The sequence below is a fragment of the Pyrococcus horikoshii OT3 genome, from assembly GCF_000011105.1.
Lineage (GTDB): Archaea > Methanobacteriota_B > Thermococci > Thermococcales > Thermococcaceae > Pyrococcus > Pyrococcus horikoshii.
Genome location: NC_000961.1, coordinates 60,311 through 77,759 on the forward strand (window position 1 = coordinate 60,311; position 17,449 = coordinate 77,759).

Consider the following 17,449-nt stretch of genomic DNA (forward strand, 5'->3'; position numbering starts at 1 on the left):
GAGAGTTCATCCTCACTTTTTTAAATTTTCAGAAAGGTTAATAAGATTAAGGATGAAGGGAGCTTCCGATGAGGGGATATCTTCTTGTTTTCTTAGCAGCTTCCATGTGGGGAACGTTGGGAATATTTGCGAAGTTCCTGTATAGGTATAACTTATCTACCTACACGATAGTCTTTTATAGGGTGATATTCGCCCTAATATTCCTCTTCATCTATCTTAAAATTAAGAAAATACCGATCCTTATCCCTAAGGAGAGGTTAAAGTTCTATATTGCTTATGGATTCTTTAGCATATTCCTATTCTACTCCCTGTACTTTTACACCGTAAAGATATCCTCGGTCTCATTTGCCGTTCTAATGCTGTATACTGCTCCCGCATATTCAACGATCCTTGGAAAGCTGATATTCAACGAGGAGATAAATAAGAAAAAGCTTCTTGCCGTTATACTCGTCATAGGTGGAGTTATTAGTCTAAACTATGGGGGGATAAGTTTCAGCTTAAAGGCCATTGTAGCCGGATTGACCAGCGGGTTTACTTACGCCCTTTACGGTGTATTCGCCAAGATGGCCGTTAGCAAAGAGGAACCGGAGAGGGTGCTTTTTAATGTTCTCTTAATAGGGGCAATTTTTCTAATACCCTTTACGGATTTTAAAATCCCCCCAGAATCGCTCCCCTATCTGATTGCTCTAGCATTTTTCCCAACCTTTCTAGGCTATATCCTCTACAATACAGCATTAAAAACCGTTGAAGTTAGTAAAGCATCCGTGATAGCCACGATTGAACCAGTAGTAGCTATGACCTTAGCATTCATAATTTTTGGAGAAGAGTTAAGTATTGTCCAGTTAATAGGGGCCTCGATGATAATCGGTGGAGCTTTACTAGCTAAAACAGCTTAGTCTTTTTTACTCTCCCCACACATCACAGCTGAAGCTATCATGTGGGCCAATCTTAAGGCCTCTGGAACCATGGAATTCCTACTGGTGACCTGTATCACCTCAGCTGCCTTGTCATAACTAATTCCAATCGCTTGATAGTAGAGCTTCCCAGGAATAAGTTCAACTAGCTTTCCTGCACTTCTCAATAATTTAATCCTTACTTCATAATCGTCGAAATGCTTTCTAAGTGCTGATTCCATCGCCCCTATATCCGGCTTTTTCCTGACCACGACTATAACAGGAAGTCCCGTCTCCTTGAAAACCCTGCTAACGTCAACAATGTTAAAACCCGCATAGGTTATGCCCTTAAGCAATACTACCCTTAAGTCTTTAAACCTGCTCGAGTTAATGGCATCGATTATAGCGTCTGTAACGTCGAGACCATCTATGGTTATCCACCTAGTGACAATGCCAACGACATCGGAGGAGCCCTTCATAATAACTCCAACTAAGATTACCTTATCTCCCCGAGACTTAAATTTAAACGTACCATCGTCAAATCCTATTACCCTAATTTCCTTCTTCACTTTCCTGATCATCAAGACCAAGAATTTAAATACTCCAAGATTAAGTTTGCGATTATGATGCTTGGGTTGATTTTTGCGGTAAAGCTAAAACCCACAGACAACTATTTAATCCCAATAAACGATGAACCCATGATTAGAATACTTGAATCAAGGCTTAGACAAGCAAAGAGAATTGAAGATGTTATAACCCTGGTGAAGAAGGGGCAAGAGAAGAAATACTCTCTCCATGTTGAAAAAGTAAAGCCGGTTAAAGGTAGGACTATCATAGACGTCCTTCTCGAGGGCCTTCCAAGTGGAGGGGATATATTCCTTATAAAGGGAAATATGCCCCTTGTAATGCCATTCTTCGTTAATTATATGAGCACTATTTTCATTGAAGAATCCCCAGATGCCCTGATACCTAAGTGGAAGGATGGTAGAATAGAACTATTTCATGCAATTTACAATGCTAGGGCCCTTAGAAATGCACTAGAAGGTATGAAAGCTGAAGGGGAAAAGAACATCGGTAATTTACCGAGATACTTGGATGCTGAATATCTATGCGTTGATGAACTTCTTGGAAGAAACGAAAAATTAATGTGGAGCTTTTTTGCAATTAGGGGTTCAGAAGATTTAAGGATCGTACTTAAAAGTGGCATAATTTAGCGGATCACTTTTAACCATAGATGAGGAAAATATAAAAGCCTCAAAGTTTATTCTAATACGGTATCTCGCTCGTATCACCTATTTCATAGGTGGCAACGATGGCCCGCTGGGAGAGAATAGTTGAAGGAGTAAAAAGCATAGCATTGATTAAGCGTAAGATCATAAGTAGGGGAAAAAGGATTGCTCTCCTCGTTGATGGTCCCAATATACTTAGGAAAGAGCTTGGAGTTCATCTGGAGGATATAGTGGAGGCCCTAAGTAGCCTTGGTAACATCAGGGTTGCAAAGGTAATCCTCAATCAATACGCTCCTCAAAGTCTAATTGAAGCGGTGTCAAATCAAGGTTTTGAACCAGTAATTGTTGCCGGAGAAATAGGGGTAAAGCTTGCAGTAGAAGCCATGAGAGAGGTTTACAATCCGAACATAGACATAATAGCTCTAGCAACAAGAAACACGGAATTCGTGCCAATAATACTCAAGGCAAAGGAGAAAGGAAAAGAAACCGCAATAATAGGGGTAGAGCCTGGTTTTAGTTCGGCATTAAAGCATGCAGCAGATTATGTGATAGTACTAGAGTCGAGAGGTGAGTTGAGTGAAGAGGGTAATATCGAAGATATTGAAGAAGGAAAAGGAGAAGGAGGAAGAGGTAGAAGAAAAAACGATAGGCTTGATAATTGATGGACCGAACATTCTTAGAAAGGAATTTGGGATAAAGCTTGAGGACATAAAGAAGGCCTTAGAAAAAATTGGAAAGATCAGAGTAGCTAAAGTTGTTTTAAACCAGTACGCCCCTCAAGGATTGATAGAGGCCGTTGTTAATCAAGGTTTTGAACCCATAATCGTTGCAGGAGACACCGATGTTAGAGTGGCCATAGAGGCTATGGAACTAATTTACAATACAGACGTTGACGTTATAGCACTTGCAACCAGGGATGCAGATTTCCTACCCTTAATAAGTGAAGCCAAGAGAAAGGGAAAAGAAACTGTGGTAATTGGGGTAGAACCGGGCTTTTCAGTGGCCCTACAGAATGCTGCAGATTATATAATAAAGATGGAGAAGAAAAAAGAAGCTGAAGGGTATTAGTATTCTACTCCTCTTCTGGCCAAAATTCCCCTTTGATAGGGGTGTTTTATCTCCCTCATTTCGGTAACATAATCAGCTAACTCGTAAAGTTCCTTGGGACAGTATCTCCCAGTTAATACGAGTTCAGTATTCTTAGCTTTCTCTTGGATAAGCTCTTTGACTTCCTCAATATTTAGCATTCCAAAGCCCAAGGCCACACATATCTCATCAAGTATCACTAGATCCCATTCACCGCTTTTTACAACTTCTCTAGCCCTTTCCAAAGCCCTTTTAGCTGCTTTAATGTCTTCCTCATCGGGCTTTCCGTGAACGAACTTAGGAAGACCATAAGATTCTATCTTAAAGTTACATTTTTCGGCCATAAAGTATTCCCCATAGACCTTGGGAGCTTTCATGAACTGGATTATGATAACCTTCCCGCCAGAACCAAGCATTCTAAGGGCTAGACCCAAAGCGGCCGTGGTTTTACCTTTTCCATTTCCAGTGTATATATGAATCATGCCGAGTTTTTCTCTCCAGCTCATATTATCACGGTTAAATTATTCACGATAAGGTTTTATACTTTTACGACGACCTAAAATTTCTGGGAGAGAAAGTGAGGATAATAAACCTCACATATTTCTTCCGAGACTTATTAGTGTTCATCATAACAACATCTGCTACTATTATTATAATCGCCCTAAGAAAGAATGCAAGGGAAGCCATGAAATATAAACCATTCTCAATGGCGAGTATCTTTGGCCTACTTAGTTTTCTTCTTATATCCCTAGCAGAGCTCATAGGGATGCTGATAAATACCGCAGTCTTAATCAACCAGTACGAAACTTGGCAATTCTTCAGAAGCATAATATTTACGATGGCTGCATTCTTTCTCTTAGCCTCTGTCCTCTCATTTTACGTGCCATTTGGAAAGAAAAGGTATGTAATATTTAAGGTCGTCTCTGAAGCAAAGCTAAGCAAGTTATGGGGAGCGTACTATTGTGATAGAAACTCCTGCTATGCTGTCTTTAAAGCTCTCCTCAATGCTAGATTACCTGGGATAGCTATAGCCAGGGATCCACCCGAGATCTTTAGAGAAAAGCTCGGGCTACATCTCACACCAGTCATTTGGATTTCAAAGATCAAACATGAGGATGCCGTTTCCCCTACAAGGCTCGAGTTTTTAATTCAAAGACTTGCTGATTTCTTGAAATCTGTAGATATAGATAAGGTTATTTTAATTGACTGTCTTGACTATTTAATACTTGAAAATGGAGAAAAGGCCGTCTCAAAATTCATAACTAAGCTAAAAGACCTTTCAATTCTACATAGAGGGATAACCCTAGTAACCCTAGATGAGGAAGTACTCCCAGATAACATGATCCACTTCCTGAAGAGTGAACTTGAACCCGTTTCAAACCTTAACATAAATGAGATAGAATTATTAAATAATCCTCAAAACTAAGAACATGAAAGCCCAAGAGTTAGGGATTAAAATTGGCGTGTTTAAGCCAGGGAAGAGAAACAAAATAACTGACGTTAAAGGAGTTAAAGTGGGACACGTAACATTAATCAAGGGAAAAGGGAAGCTGATACCAGGAAAGGGACCAGTAAGAACAGGTGTTACCGCAATACTACCACACGAAGGGAACATATACAAAGAGAAAGTTCTAGCAGGAGCTTTCGTAATGAACGGGTATTCTAAGCCAGTTGGCTTGATCCAGCTTTGGGAGCTGGGAACTATAGAAACCCCAATAATATTGACGAACACGTTGAGCATTGGAACGGCCGTTGAAGGCCTTTTAGATTACATTCTAGAGGAGAATGAAGACATAGGCGTTACAACTGGTTCAGTTAACCCCCTAGTGCTGGAGTGCAACGATTCATACCTTAATGACATCAGGGGAAGGCACGTCAAGAGGGAACATGTGGTTGAGGCAATAAAGAGAGCAGATGAAGACTTTGAAGAAGGAGCAGTAGGAGCTGGAACCGGAATGAGCGCCTTTGAATTCAAAGGAGGAATAGGATCCGCTTCAAGGATAGTGGAAATAGAGGGTAAGAAATATACCGTGGGGGCACTAGTTCTTAGCAACTTTGGAAGGAGGGAAGATCTAACGATCGCTGGAGTTCCAGTTGGATTGGAACTTAAAAATTGGCCAGGAAGAGGGGGAGAGGGAAAAGGGAGCATTATAATGATAATAGCAACCGATGCCCCCCTAACGGGTAGGCAATTAAATAGGGTAGCCAAGAGGGCCATTGTAGGGCTGGCCAGAACGGGTGGATACGCTTACAATGGGAGCGGGGATATAGCGGTAGCATTCTCAACGGCCAATAGGATTAAACACTATGAAAAGGAGGTCATCGAAATAAAAGCGCTCCCAGATTCTGTAATCTCTCCCCTGTTTAAGGCCACTGCTGAAGCAGTGGAAGAGGCCATAATAAATTCCCTGCTAGAGGCAAGAACGATGGATGGAAGAGATAACCATGTTAGGTATGCACTTCCAAAAGAGGAGTTGCTAAGGATAATGAGGAGATACGGGAGGTTGGAGGAATGAAGTTCATAGTGAAAACTCAGATGGATATGGAAGCGGTCGCAGGTAACTACATAAGGGAAGTCCTTCCAAACGCTAAAGTTACGATAGCCCCAGAGGGATATCCTGGGATAGTAATAGTTGAGAGCGAAGAGGAAAACGCCTTACAAAAGATATTAGAAGTCCCAGAGGTGGAAAAAGTTTACCCGGTATTAATTGAGGTTCCAGCCAACCTTGATTCCATAAAAAGTGCAGCGGATGAAATTGTAAAATATATAAAGGAAGGAGAGACATTCGCAGTTAGGACAAAGAAGAGGGGAAAAAGAGATTTCTCGAGCGTGGATGTTAACGTGGTGCTCGGGGCTAGAATAAAAGATTTAACGAACGCAGAGGTCAATTTAAGCTATCCGGATAAAGTTGTTCAGGTGGAGATAATAGGGGAGAAAGCGTACATCTCGGTAATACCTGGGAAAGAATACACGAAATGGAAGAAGTACCCAAAGGATAAGCCCGACTGCAGGAAGCTATTTAGGAAGTTAACTATCGTCCAAATGCCGTACTGGGGAGATTATAAAACTGCTAGAGCTTTCGGAGAAAAGATAGGTAGAGCTGCACAAGCCTTTGAGGTTAAGGAATTAATAATAGCTCCAAAGGAAAAGATGAACGCTTATGAGCTTATGGCCTTCATAAGGGGAGTTAAAGAAGGGCAGGAGAGTAGGTATCAGATTCAGAAAGAAGCCTATCCCTGGGAAGTTGAAAAGGTTCCAGTAACGGTTTGGGATCTGTATCAGGTGATAAGGGATAAGAGGAGGAACAGGAGGCTCATAATAATAACCGATCCCAAGGGCCCAACCCTAAACGAGGTAAAGGATAAGCTCGCCAGGGATATGTATTACGCGAAGGAGATCATCATATTCATAGGATCCAGGGAAGGAATACCAATCGGCTTGTTCAGGTTTGCAGATTACGTAGTTGATCTAGCCCCCTACATGACCTTTGCCACGGAGCACGGTATACCAGCAACGCTGGTAGCCCTATGGACGATCTATGAAGAGGAGCTTAGAAGGAGGGGTGAAATAAACGACTAAAAAGGTTAGCCATTTATTATTATCTCAATTCTCTTTCCTTCCCTATACCCCTTCATCGCTGAGAGCATTCCCTTTATTGTCTTCTCAACGAGCTCTTGAACCCAGTCTTTCAGGTAGAGAGGTTGCCCATCTATCTTTATTATAACCTTAGGTCTTGAACTTAAAACGACACAATCGTTAACGCTTTTCTCACCTTTAACTATTAATTTAGCCATCTGCTCACAGTTAAAGCCGCAAAGTCCGCAATCTATATTGGGTAACATAAAGCCTCGCTTAAGCACGAGTTCAGCAAGCTTCTCTGGTTCTCTTGTCCCATCTATAACTGGTAAACCATCAACTTCCTTAACCCCCTGGGAAGCTATCACGCCGCTGACGGCTATTGCTAAACCATCGTTGAGCTCCCTTACTTCATCCTCGGACCTTGCACATATCACCTTAGGGACATGCTTTATCGACTTAAACCCCTCTATCAGCACTACATCAGATGAGATCATGGAGAATAATGCGTTTATGTCTTTAGCCTTGAAGAGTAAGGCATCCGTATCCTTAGCATGAACCAAAACTGAATCCGCGATCCTGGAAAATTTCCAAGTATCAGTCCCTGGCCTGTCGAATTCCGAATGCATGCTCTTAACTATCGCAACCCTATAGCCCTTCTCCTTCAGAACCCTGGCAACCTTCTCTATCGTCGTCGTTTTACCACTCTTCTTGAATCCTACAAAGGCCATGGCCCTAATCAATTAGCATCACCCAACTTACATCGTCTAAAGAGACCAGCATAGCTTTTCCCTTATTCCCCAGGAAATCAACTACATCCCTCAATAACATCGTTTCACCGTCAAAGTCCTCGAGGATACCAGTAAATGAGTGCTCGCTACCAACGGTTACGGCTACCTTATGCCCCTTCCATTCTGTGAGAACTTTTTCAAGCAAGCTCTCCATGGATCCTCCCCTGGACTGAAAAAATTGTGAATATTTTTAATATTTTAGTAAGGACTTTAAAGGAAAGGAGCATATGGTTTGAGGTGGTGAACTATGGAAGCCCTTCAAAATCTCGGTATAAGGAGGAGGCTAAAGAGGTTCTTTAGGAGGGATGGTAGGGCTCTGATATTTGCAATGGATCACGGATTTGAACATGGGCCTACAGATTTCGAACCTGTTTGGGAGCACGTTAATCCCAAGGTAATTATAAGGAAAGTTGTAAGGGCCGGGATAGATGGAGTAATGATGCTCCCAGGAATTGCAAGAATTGCGGGAGATGAAGTTAAGCCTGACGTTGGATTAATGATAAAGCTGACTAGCAAAACGAACCTAAGGCCAAAGCCCGATCAACTTCTCCAAAGCCAGCTTGCCTATGTTGAGGATGCAATAAAGCTAGGCGCAGATGCCATAGCCGCAACCGTTTACTGGGGTTCTCCCCAGGAGGATACAATGATAAGACAGTTCGCCGAGATAGCGAGCTATGCCCACGATCTAGGTTACCCAGTTGTGCAGTTCGCATATCCAAGGGGGCCCTATATTGATGAAAAGTATGGAAAGAAAGAAGACTACAGGGTAGTGATGTACGGGGCTAGGGCCGCGGCCGAGAGCGGGGCCGATATGATAAAAACTTACTGGACAGGCTCAAAGGAAACATTCGCAAAGGTAGTAGAGGCCGCAGCGGGAGTTCCCGTCCTCATGAGCGGAGGAGCAAAAACGGATAATCCATTAGATTTCCTAAAGGTTGTTTGGGAGGTTATAGAGGCCGGAGGATCTGGAGCAGTCGTTGGAAGGAATATTTTCCAGAGAGAAAATCCTGAATCAATGATAAGAGCACTAATAAGGGTAATCCACAGGAACGAAGATCCGGAAGAGGCCGCAAAAGCTGAGGGCCTCATTTAGCCTCCACTTCTTTTTCCATAAATCCCTTAAATAGGATTTTGAATCCGTAAGCGGTGGTGCGATGCTACTTTACACGTATCGCTCATTCGACATGGAACTCCCAACGGTGGATATCAAAGATGCTGACTACATAATCCTGGGATTACCATTTGATGGTACCACAAGCTATAAACCAGGAGCAAGATTCGGGCCAGTACTAATTAGGCAGGCTACCCTAAATCTTGAAAGTTACATCTTAGATTATGATATTGACATTGCAGAATTGAAAATTGCCGATGCGGGGGATGTAGCACTACCGGTGAGCATAGAAGATGCGATAAAGGTAGCAGTTGAAACCATTAAAGAAGTTAGAAGTATTAACCCTAGAGCACTACCAATCTTCCTGGGAGGAGAGCATTCAATGACTTACCCACCAGTTAAAGTCCTCGAACCTAAAAGCTACGTTGTTTTCGATGCTCATCTAGACTTAAGGGATTCCTATCAAGGGTCGAGGTTTAATCATGCATGCGTTGCGAGGAGAATACACGAAATGGGGGTAAAGGTTGCAATATTTGGGGTTAGGAGTGGAACTAGAGAAGAGGTCATGTTTGCAAGTCAGAGTGGAATAGAATGGGTTCACGCTAGGGATTACAATTTTGACGCATTCGTTGATTTAGTTTCATCTCTTCCCGAACCGGTTTACGTTTCCATAGATGTGGATGTCTTTGATCTTCCCTTAGTTCCAGAAACTGGAACGCCGGAACCTGGAGGGCTTGGATTCTGGGAGGTCATAGAGGCCCTAGAATGGCTCACCAAAAGAAAGAAGGTAGCAGGTTTCGATATAATGGAAGTATCTGGAGATAGATTGGGAAACTCAACCTCGATAACCGCGGCTAAGCTCCTCTTCTATGTAATAGGTATGAGTGCTAGGTGAAAACTAATGAAATTCATAGCAACCTGCCCCCCAGGAAGAGAAGGAGAAGCTATACTCGAACTCGAGTGGGGGATAGAAGCTAAGGTAAGGAGAACCCGATGGGGAGGAGTATTAATAGGAGAGACTGAACTCAACAAGGAAGAGGTGTTTAAAAGGCTACAATCCTTCGAAACGTTTGCCCTTCAGAAGATTATTCCTATAGATTTGTTCATACCATTAGAGAAGCTTAACGATGTGATAGGGGAGATAGCAACGAAGATTCCTAAGGGAAAAAGCTTCGCCGTCAGGGCCAAAGTTAGAGGCGCCAAAATTGGAGAGAAAAGCCTTGAAATTGAAATTGGGGGATTAATAAAGCGAATTACGGGGAATCCAGTTAACCTAGAAAATCCAGAGTACCTCCTCATAATAGAGGTTCTGGGGAAAAAAGCTGGAGTAGCGCTAATAAAACCAGATGATATTATAAAGCTAGAAGTTAAACCTTAAAGCTTTGGCGTTACAAGGTAAACAGTTTTATCCTCCCCTATACCCTCCATTAGCCCCCTATGCCTTCTAACGCAACTCTCACACCTTCCACAGTGAATGGGCTTACCATCTTCAGTGAAACCCTTAGGATCATAGCAAGAGTTCGAGTACTCGTACTTTGCTCCAAGCTCCTTAAGAAGTCTCGCTATTCCCCTTTTATCAAGTTCTATGAGGGGGGCGACGACCCTAACCTTATTCATAGTCGCATATTCTAAGGCCTTGTTAACCCTTTCGACAAATTCCTTTGTATTATCAGGAAAAGTTTCACCTTCCTCCTTGTTGAAGCCAACTATTATATCTCCACCTCCAAGGGCATCGAGAAGGGAAGCAGCAATACTTATCAAAACTAAATTTCTAGCGGGAACCCATACACTCCTTGCAGTTTCTTTGGCCCTCTCAATTACTTCCAATTCGCTAGCTGAAACCCTGGGAACATTTCCTTCCACCAATGCGCTTCCAGAGAGTTTAGAGAACTCGTTAAGGAAATTAACCCTAATTATCTTTAAAGGAATTTTAAGCTCCTTTGAAAAGAATTCAGCAACTTTATTCATTACGCTCTCTTCCCTACTTCCGTAATTTATAGTCAACATTATTACTTCATCATAATGCCTCTTAGCCCAGTAAAGACAGGCCGTTGAATCTAATCCCCCAGAAAACAGAACCACTCCCCTTTTCATTTCCCATCGCATGCAAAAGGTTAAAATATCCTTATGAAGTTTTTGCTCTAGGTGTAGAGATAATGGACAAGTACAAGCTCGTAGTAACATTAATTATTATAATAGCGCTTGGTGGAATTATACTAACAAAAGTAGCAAAACATTATGAAGGTGGAGAGATTTATGAAGCCGCAAATGATGCTATGAATTTATTATCTAAGGGATTTAACGTCTCAGTGGAGGTAATTACAGTCGACGGTAGGAAAATTTCTGGAGAGGTATTCTCAGCAAAAGGATCAGAGATAACTATAATTGTGAACGGAACTAAGGTTTCAGTGGGAGGACCCTCGGCCACGAGGGAGGAAATCAAGGCAAAGTATATTAAAGTCATAACTAGGGGGAAGGTTTACGTATACGAAGTCCCTGGAACGGAAGACAGCGGAAAACCATTCTTTAGATACGAAAAATACAGGACCAAGGATACCTATTCGATGAGGTTCAGCGGGTTGATATACATAGAGAACATCTCCCTCATAGAGGTTGGAAAGCTGAAATATTCCGCTGATTATTTGACTTTTGGCTCAATCACGATAAAAGAGATCCACGGAAATAATGCTATAATCTGGGCCAACTACGTTCCAATAGAAATTTTAGAGGAGCATCTAAAAGGTAAGAGGGTGTTCTACTACGGAACATTATATGTAAACTCAGAGAAAAGAACTCTACCCCTCAGGCTCATTGAGGTGAGAGCTCCATGAGAGATATTCCCCTTTTGATTCCAATCCTCCTAATCCTCTTTGTCTCACTTGGATTAGCTAGGGTAAAAACGATATTGGTTGTTGGCGCTTTTTCCCTCTTCTTCGTTTATGGATATCTAAAGGGAGAAAATATTGGAACCCCCAGGAGGAGAATCGAAGTTAATGACGACGTTTTTAGTGTAATGCTAATTCTCTCGGTGATAATAATCCTCATCCAAATTGCAAACTTAAGGGGAATACCTCTCCTTCATCCACATCTCCGAACCCATTTAAATCCAAAATTAACGGGATTAACATACTTTTTAGGACTACCATCAAGCGTCTACTTAATCATTAGGGGAAAGAAACTAGGTTTTCTATATCCCCTAATGGTAGCCCTATACGCTTACAGAACACCCGTGCTTGTAGCACTAATAGCGTTAACGCTTCCATATCTGGAAGATATGAAAAAGGGTAAAAAAGCCGTGGAAATTGGAGTGATCGGAATCTTTTTACTTTTCCTAATTTCATACTTTAGGGGTAGCCTATCATTTCTAACCAGAATTCAGGGGACAACTTCAGTACTGGATGTCATAGTAAAGAGGTGTAGCGTCGTAGGATTTTACAAAGGTGAACTCCAACTTGCCGGTGTGAAGTCCTACATCTTCGGAGGTTTAGGGCCCAGGACAATGATAGCTAGATACCTAGGTATCCCAGGAGTAACTATAACGGCAACACTCATTGGAGGAATGTACTTAGATTTCGGGCTACTCTCATCCCTCGAAATGCTACTCCTGGGATTTTATTATGGGATTATGAAAAAGTTAAGATCAGACGTTGGAAGGTCCTTTTACTATTCGACCCTATCTTACGGAATAGTTGGGGTTGAAACTGGGATACTTGACCTTCCAGTTTATCTGATGATCCTGGTGGGCTTATTAATAGCCTGGAGGGAATTCGATGGAAACCTCAGAAAAGATATTCGTAGGATTATCTCTTGGATTTCTAGTTCTAGCAATAATTGGTAAGTTGATAATATTCGGAGAAGCGATAAATCCAGGGGGATTAGCTTACGCTATACTATTTCTTTGTCTATTCGTTGTAGGTTTAGAAGCAAAACTTCCTAGAATACCTCCATACTTATGGTTAGTTATCTCCCTTATCACGATTTCGATCCTAGGAAAGATCTGGCTAACGATCTGGATCCTCCTCGTGATTCCGATAGCCCTCTACCTAAATACTAAAGGCTTAAAGGTATTTAAAATAGTTCTAGTGGGAATTTCTTTGCTCTTACCACTTATTCCGGCCTTCAGCGGGATAATACCTATTCTAAATCCAAACACGAGGTTCGATCCCCTCTCAATATTGTACGTCCTCTCGGGATATGGCATAGCACTTCTAAATTCTATATCTCCAAACGTGGTTATCACTTTATATGGAACAGCTCTCGGGATCTTATCAATGTATAGAAGCGTCATAGCCCTCTCAATATTACCGCTAATTTATAGGGATAAGATTCCCTGGAAAATTATAGGAATTGGAATCGTTGGTATAGCAATAATTTCGGTGGCTAGAGGGATCGGGGTATCCGAAATCCTCTACAGGCCGGCATTCACGTATAGGGTTTACGAAAGGTTATATGAAATTGGGGTACCCTTTGGAAAATTGTTCATACTCAAAGAGGCAATCCCGGGATATAAAGTTGGGCAACTCTTTGGAAGCCCCAATAGGTACACTTATACAATATTTGGAGAATCCGTAGCAGATTTCGGAATTTTTGGAGTTTTGGAAGGATTCTTACTTGGCCTATCCATTAGAGAAGCGAGAAAAGAAAAATGGGTTCATACATTTGGGCTAACCATTCTCTCCTTAGGTATAGAAGTTGGGTTAGATACCTTTAAGCTGGCCACATTATTTCTCCTACCCTTTATAGGAGGGAGTAAAAGTGAAAATAAAGGGCACTGAAAAGGTACCGATCCTGATATTCCTGGGGGCCCTAGCTATAGGGATAGCATTCTTACCGCCAGAAAACTCGTTGACGTACGACGGAGCATTGTACATAAACATTGCAAGGAGCTTAACAAAGAGCGTAACGAGCTTCACCTACCAGGGAATTTACATGATGTATAGACCACCCCTCTATCCCTACACGCTTTCGATATTCTTCAGAGTTTTTAGCTCAAACCACCTATTAATAGCGAGGCTAGTTTCCGTATTCAGCTTTGCATTAACTTCAGTTCTCGTTTATTTACTCACATTGGAGATGTTTAGGGATTCCGTTAAGGGGATTATTGCAAGCTTATTCTACATCTTCAATCCCTTAGCGTTCACGATGGCCGGAAGAGAACTAGTCCACAGCGAGTTTACGTTCTTTTACACCTTAGCGATTTACCTCCTCTATACTGGAAAAGTTAGAAAGAGTAACACGAGGATTTACCTTTCCTTTATCGCAGCTGGATTAGCCATATTAACTAGGTACACAGGTCTTTCGATAGTACTCGTATTCTTAACCTACCTCTGGCTAACGGAAGATTGGAACTGGGTAAGGAGAAGGGAATACCTAATCGGCTTTGCGTTGCTTTTCCTAACGTTATTACCATGGCTTTACATGGGGCACCTTTACTATGGAGGCTTTTTCAGACCATTTAAGATAGCTTCGAAGGTTGTAACTCTTGATAGACCTGTTTCAGCTTTCGATTTCATAAAGATGGTGATAGGGGATATGGGTTTCCTCCTCCCAGCACTAGCCGTACTTGGATTCTTTAGGGTTAAAAAGGATGAGAACGGATGGCTAATCCTAAGTTGGCTCGTCATGGGAGGAGGGGGGATACTGACTGTAACCCATAAAGAGAGCAGGTTCATCACATTTCTCTCCCCGGTTATAGCGATACTTGCGAGCGAAGGGATTTACCTTTTAAGCAACTTAACGCCAAGGATAAGGAGGAACAACATTGTGGCTGTTATATTAGCTCTCCTCCTTTTAATTCCCATCGGAATGAAAGCAGATAATCTTAGAGATAGATGGAGTATAGTGGGCGTTTATGACTCTAATGTCGTAAGATACGTCTCCGAGCATTACGATGGCAAAAAAATTCTCGTGTCCCCTTATCTTTATACGATTGCCGGCTATTACTATCCAAACGCTGAGATAGATATGATCCTCAATAGAAAGGAGATCGTAGAGAAAATCGCCAAAGGATACTACGATGTCATAATTCACAAAGATCCAAACGTTTACCTCAACATAGAAGAGAGTGGAAACTATGTGCTCGTCAAAGAATTTCATGGAGGGAGATTCAAAGTGTACATCAATAGAAGATCGCTTGCGAAATGAATACACTAAAACTTAGGGTGAGTTATGGACATTGGAGAACTAAGGTATTCACGTTAATTTTAAATATGATCCACCTTTATCAATTTCGGAAATTCGAGCCTGGAGGTGGACAAAATGGCATATAAGTTCATTAAGTGGTTTGAAGAACTTAGAAAAGATGACGTTCCCCTTGTTGGTGGTAAAGGGGCAAACCTTGGCGAAATGACAAATGCTGGGATCCCTGTCCCACCAGGATTCTGTGTTACCGCAGAAGCGTACAAGTACTTCGTTGAAAATGTTAAGGTTTCTAAGGAAGATGTCAAGAAGATTCTCGGCGAAAAGGCAAATAAGGGAACGATAGCTGAGGTTCTTGCAAGCGCTCCAGACGAACCTAGGACACTTCAAGAGTGGATAATGGATATAATTAACAGGACAAACGTTGACGACAGCAAGCAACTCCAGGAGAACACCGCAATAATTAGGGAGCTAATTGAATCCCTTGAAATGCCAAACGAGATTGCAGATGAAATTAAACAAGCTTACAAGGAGCTCAGCCAGAGGTTCGGAAAGGATGAAATCTACGTTGCAGTTAGATCATCCGCTACAGCAGAAGACCTACCAGAGGCTTCATTCGCGGGTCAGCAGGAGACTTATCTTGACGTTCTTGGTGCTGACGATGTTATAGACAAGGTGAAGAAGTGCTGGGCCTCACTCTGGACTGCAAGGGCTACCTTCTACAGGGCTAAGCAGGGATTCGATCACAGCAAGGTTTACCTTAGCGCGGTAGTCCAGAAGATGGTTAACAGCGAGAAGAGCGGTGTCATGTTCACGGCTAACCCAGTTACGAACAACAGGAACGAGATAATGATCAACGCCTCCTGGGGCCTAGGTGAAGCGGTAGTTAGCGGTGCGGTTACCCCAGACGAGTACATCGTCGAGAAGGGAACATGGAAGATCAAGGAGAAGGTCATAGCAAAGAAGGAGGTTATGGTAATCAGGAACCCAGAAACAGGAAAGGGAACCGTCCAAGTTAAGGTTGCAGAGTACCTCGGTCCTGAGTGGGTTGAGAAGCAAGTCTTAACCGATGAGCAGATAATTGAAGTTGCAAAGATGGGACAGAAGATTGAGGAGCACTACGGATGGCCACAGGATATCGAATGGGCTTACGACAAGGATGATGGAAAGCTCTACATCGTCCAGAGCAGACCGATAACAACGCTCAAGGAAACGACAACTGAGGAAGTTGAGGAGGTTGAGGAAGCCGAAGTCATCCTCAAGGGTCTCGGTGCTTCCCCAGGAATAGGCGCAGGTAGGGTAGTAGTAATCTTCGATGCAAGCGAGATCGACAAGGTCAAGGAGGGAGATGTTCTAGTAACAACAATGACCAACCCAGATATGGTTCCAGCTATGAAGAGGGCCTCAGCCATCATCACCGATGAGGGTGGAAGAACGAGCCACGCTGCAATCGTTTCAAGAGAGCTCGGAATTCCAGCAGTAGTTGGTACCAAGGAGGCTACCAAGAAGCTCAAGACTGGAGACTACGTAACAGTCGATGGTACAAGAGGTCTAGTCTACAAGGGAATTGTCAAGAGCTTAGTTGAAAAGAAGAAGAAAGAGGAAGCTGCAGCAGCTCCTGGAGCTGCAGTAGCAGCAGCTCCGTTAGTTACGGGAACCCTTGTTAAGGTTAACGTATCAATGCCAGAAGTAGCTGAGAGGGCAGCGGCCACTGGAGCAGATGGTGTTGGACTGCTAAGGGCTGAGCACATGATCCTAAGTATCGGACAGCACCCAGTCAAGTTCATCAAGGAAGGAAAGGAGGATGAGCTGGTAGAGAGATTAGCAGAAGGTATCGAGAAGGTTGCAGCAGCGTTCTATCCAAGGCCGGTATGGTACAGAACCCTCGACGCTCCAACCAACGAGTTCAGAGAGATGCCTGGAGGAGAGGACGAACCAGAAGAGAGGAACCCAATGCTCGGATGGAGAGGAATTAGGAGAGGTCTCGATCAACCAGAGCTACTAAGAGCTGAGTTTAAGGCCATCAAGAAGGTAGTAGAGAAGGGATACAACAACATCGGTGTGATGTTACCACTAGTCAGCCATCCAGAGCAGATAAGAAAGGCTAAAGAAATAGCGAGAGAGGTTGGCCTTGAACCGCACAAGGATGTTGCATGGGGTATCATGATTGAGGTTCCAGCAGCAGCTATCATCATCGAGGATCTAATCAAGGAAGGAATTGACTTCGTCAGCTTTGGAACAAACGACCTAACCCAATACACGCTAGCAATTGATAGGGATAACGAAAGGGTTGCTAAGCTCTACGATGAGACCCACCCAGCAGTCCTTAAGTTGATCAAGCACGTCATCAAGGTATGTAAGAAGTATGGAGTCGAGACCAGCATCTGTGGACAGGCCGGAAGTGATCCAAAGATGGCTAGAATCCTCGTTAGGCTTGGAATCGACAGCATCTCAGCTAACCCAGATGCAGTACAGCTAATCAGACAAGTAGTAGCCCAGGAAGAGAGGAAGCTTATGCTTGAAGCCGCTAGGAAGAAACTCCTCGAAGAGGAAGAGGAAGAAGAGGACCTCTTCTGAAGCTCTCTTCTTTCCTTTAAAGTTTATATTCCTATTTTTGGATATTT

The 17,449-nt window shown here is 42.8% G+C and carries 20 protein-coding genes; 15 read left to right on the top strand and 5 right to left on the bottom strand.

Annotation, left to right across the window (positions count from 1 at the left end; all coding sequences use genetic code 11):
* The first annotated feature begins 68 nt into the window (after window positions 1-68).
* Entirely contained in the window at window positions 69-896 is an 828-nt protein-coding gene (locus tag PH_RS00345; RefSeq protein ID WP_010884190.1) for a carboxylate/amino acid/amine transporter, read from the top strand.
* On the opposite strand, the gene PH_RS00350 is transcribed toward PH_RS00345, so the two are convergent.
* Window positions 893-1,474, bottom strand: coding sequence for a DUF99 family protein (locus PH_RS00350; protein ID WP_010884191.1), 582 nt, complete (start codon window positions 1,472-1,474; stop codon window positions 893-895). The two genes, PH_RS00345 and PH_RS00350, sit on opposite strands and share 4 nt — an antisense overlap.
* Before the next feature lie 45 nt (window positions 1,475-1,519).
* Here PH_RS00350 and PH_RS00355 point away from each other — a divergent pair, with 45 nt between their 5' ends.
* The 3 genes from PH_RS00355 to PH_RS00365 all read left to right on the top strand — a co-directional run bounded on the left by PH_RS00355 (window position 1,520) and on the right by PH_RS00365 (window position 3,190).
* The gene (locus PH_RS00355) at window positions 1,520-2,107 is read left to right on the top strand and encodes a molybdenum cofactor guanylyltransferase (protein ID WP_048053024.1); all 588 of its coding nucleotides are present in this window, start codon (window positions 1,520-1,522) and stop codon (window positions 2,105-2,107) included.
* Between the two features lie 98 nt (window positions 2,108-2,205).
* A complete protein-coding gene (locus PH_RS00360; RefSeq protein WP_048053025.1) occupies window positions 2,206-2,784 on the top strand; it encodes a TIGR00288 family NYN domain-containing protein in 579 nt (192 codons plus the stop codon).
* Window positions 2,699-3,190, top strand: a complete 492-nt coding sequence (locus PH_RS00365) for a TIGR00288 family NYN domain-containing protein (RefSeq protein WP_010884194.1) — start codon at window positions 2,699-2,701, stop codon at window positions 3,188-3,190. Before PH_RS00360 ends, PH_RS00365 begins: the two co-directional genes overlap by 86 nt.
* Here the strand turns inward: PH_RS00365 and cobO are convergent.
* A complete protein-coding gene (cobO, locus tag PH_RS00370; protein WP_010884195.1) occupies window positions 3,187-3,714 on the bottom strand; it encodes a cob(I)yrinic acid a,c-diamide adenosyltransferase in 528 nt (175 codons plus the stop codon). The genes PH_RS00365 and cobO overlap by 4 nt on opposite strands.
* Window positions 3,715-3,785: 71 nt before the next feature.
* On the opposite strand from cobO, the gene PH_RS00375 reads away from it, so the two are divergent.
* The 3 genes from PH_RS00375 to PH_RS00385 are packed head-to-tail and all read left to right on the top strand — an operon-like array spanning window position 3,786 to window position 6,788.
* Window positions 3,786-4,634 (top strand): DUF835 domain-containing protein, encoded by an 849-nt coding sequence (locus PH_RS00375; RefSeq protein WP_010884196.1) that lies wholly within the window; start codon window positions 3,786-3,788, stop codon window positions 4,632-4,634.
* 4 nt (window positions 4,635-4,638) lie between these two features.
* Window positions 4,639-5,724 carry a P1 family peptidase gene (locus PH_RS00380; RefSeq protein WP_010884198.1) on the top strand — a complete coding sequence of 362 codons (1,086 nt, stop codon included), beginning with the start codon at window positions 4,639-4,641 and terminating at the stop codon, window positions 5,722-5,724.
* Window positions 5,721-6,788, top strand: coding sequence for an SPOUT family RNA methylase (locus PH_RS00385; protein WP_010884199.1), 1,068 nt, complete (start codon window positions 5,721-5,723; stop codon window positions 6,786-6,788). Before PH_RS00380 ends, PH_RS00385 begins: the two co-directional genes overlap by 4 nt.
* Before the next feature lie 5 nt (window positions 6,789-6,793).
* Here the strand turns inward: PH_RS00385 and mobB are convergent, their stop codons facing one another.
* Window positions 6,794-7,525 (bottom strand): molybdopterin-guanine dinucleotide biosynthesis protein B, encoded by a 732-nt coding sequence (gene mobB / locus PH_RS00390; protein ID WP_048053540.1) that lies wholly within the window; start codon window positions 7,523-7,525, stop codon window positions 6,794-6,796.
* The gene (locus PH_RS00395) at window positions 7,521-7,730 is read right to left on the bottom strand and encodes an LSm family protein (RefSeq protein ID WP_010884201.1); all 210 of its coding nucleotides are present in this window, start codon (window positions 7,728-7,730) and stop codon (window positions 7,521-7,523) included. Before PH_RS00395 ends, mobB begins: the two co-directional genes overlap by 5 nt.
* 93 nt (window positions 7,731-7,823) lie before the next feature.
* Here PH_RS00395 and fba point away from each other — a divergent pair, with 93 nt between their 5' ends.
* The 3 genes from fba (at window position 7,824) to PH_RS00410 (ending at window position 10,065) form a co-directional block, all read left to right on the top strand.
* A complete protein-coding gene (gene fba / locus PH_RS00400; protein WP_010884202.1) occupies window positions 7,824-8,669 on the top strand; it encodes a class I fructose-bisphosphate aldolase in 846 nt (281 codons plus the stop codon).
* Between the two features lie 61 nt (window positions 8,670-8,730).
* The gene (speB, locus tag PH_RS00405; RefSeq protein WP_010884203.1) at window positions 8,731-9,582 is read left to right on the top strand and encodes an agmatinase; all 852 of its coding nucleotides are present in this window, start codon (window positions 8,731-8,733) and stop codon (window positions 9,580-9,582) included.
* A gap of 6 nt (window positions 9,583-9,588) precedes the next feature.
* Entirely contained in the window at window positions 9,589-10,065 is a 477-nt protein-coding gene (locus PH_RS00410) for a THUMP domain-containing protein (protein WP_010884204.1), read from the top strand.
* Here PH_RS00410 and queC read toward each other — a convergent pair.
* A complete protein-coding gene (queC, locus tag PH_RS00415; RefSeq protein ID WP_048053026.1) occupies window positions 10,062-10,781 on the bottom strand; it encodes a 7-cyano-7-deazaguanine synthase QueC in 720 nt (239 codons plus the stop codon). The two genes, PH_RS00410 and queC, sit on opposite strands and share 4 nt — an antisense overlap.
* Window positions 10,782-10,843: 62 nt before the next feature.
* Here queC and PH_RS00420 point away from each other — a divergent pair, with 62 nt between their 5' ends.
* The 5 genes from PH_RS00420 to ppsA all read left to right on the top strand — a co-directional run bounded on the left by PH_RS00420 (window position 10,844) and on the right by ppsA (window position 17,402).
* Entirely contained in the window at window positions 10,844-11,518 is a 675-nt protein-coding gene (locus PH_RS00420; RefSeq protein WP_010884206.1) for a TrmB family transcriptional regulator sugar-binding domain-containing protein, read from the top strand.
* On the top strand, window positions 11,515-12,525 hold the full coding sequence (locus PH_RS00425; RefSeq protein ID WP_010884207.1) for an oligosaccharide repeat unit polymerase family protein: 1,011 nt from the start codon (window positions 11,515-11,517) through the stop codon (window positions 12,523-12,525). Before PH_RS00420 ends, PH_RS00425 begins: the two co-directional genes overlap by 4 nt.
* Complete coding sequence (locus PH_RS00430) at window positions 12,458-13,462, top strand: oligosaccharide repeat unit polymerase family protein (RefSeq protein WP_010884208.1); 1,005 nt, start codon at window positions 12,458-12,460, stop codon at window positions 13,460-13,462. Before PH_RS00425 ends, PH_RS00430 begins: the two co-directional genes overlap by 68 nt.
* The gene (locus PH_RS00435) at window positions 13,443-14,831 is read left to right on the top strand and encodes an ArnT family glycosyltransferase (protein WP_010884209.1); all 1,389 of its coding nucleotides are present in this window, start codon (window positions 13,443-13,445) and stop codon (window positions 14,829-14,831) included. Before PH_RS00430 ends, PH_RS00435 begins: the two co-directional genes overlap by 20 nt.
* Window positions 14,832-14,945: 114 nt before the next feature.
* Window positions 14,946-17,402, top strand: a complete 2,457-nt coding sequence (gene ppsA / locus PH_RS00440) for a phosphoenolpyruvate synthase (RefSeq protein ID WP_048053027.1) — start codon at window positions 14,946-14,948, stop codon at window positions 17,400-17,402.
* The last annotated feature ends 47 nt before the right edge of the window (window positions 17,403-17,449 follow it).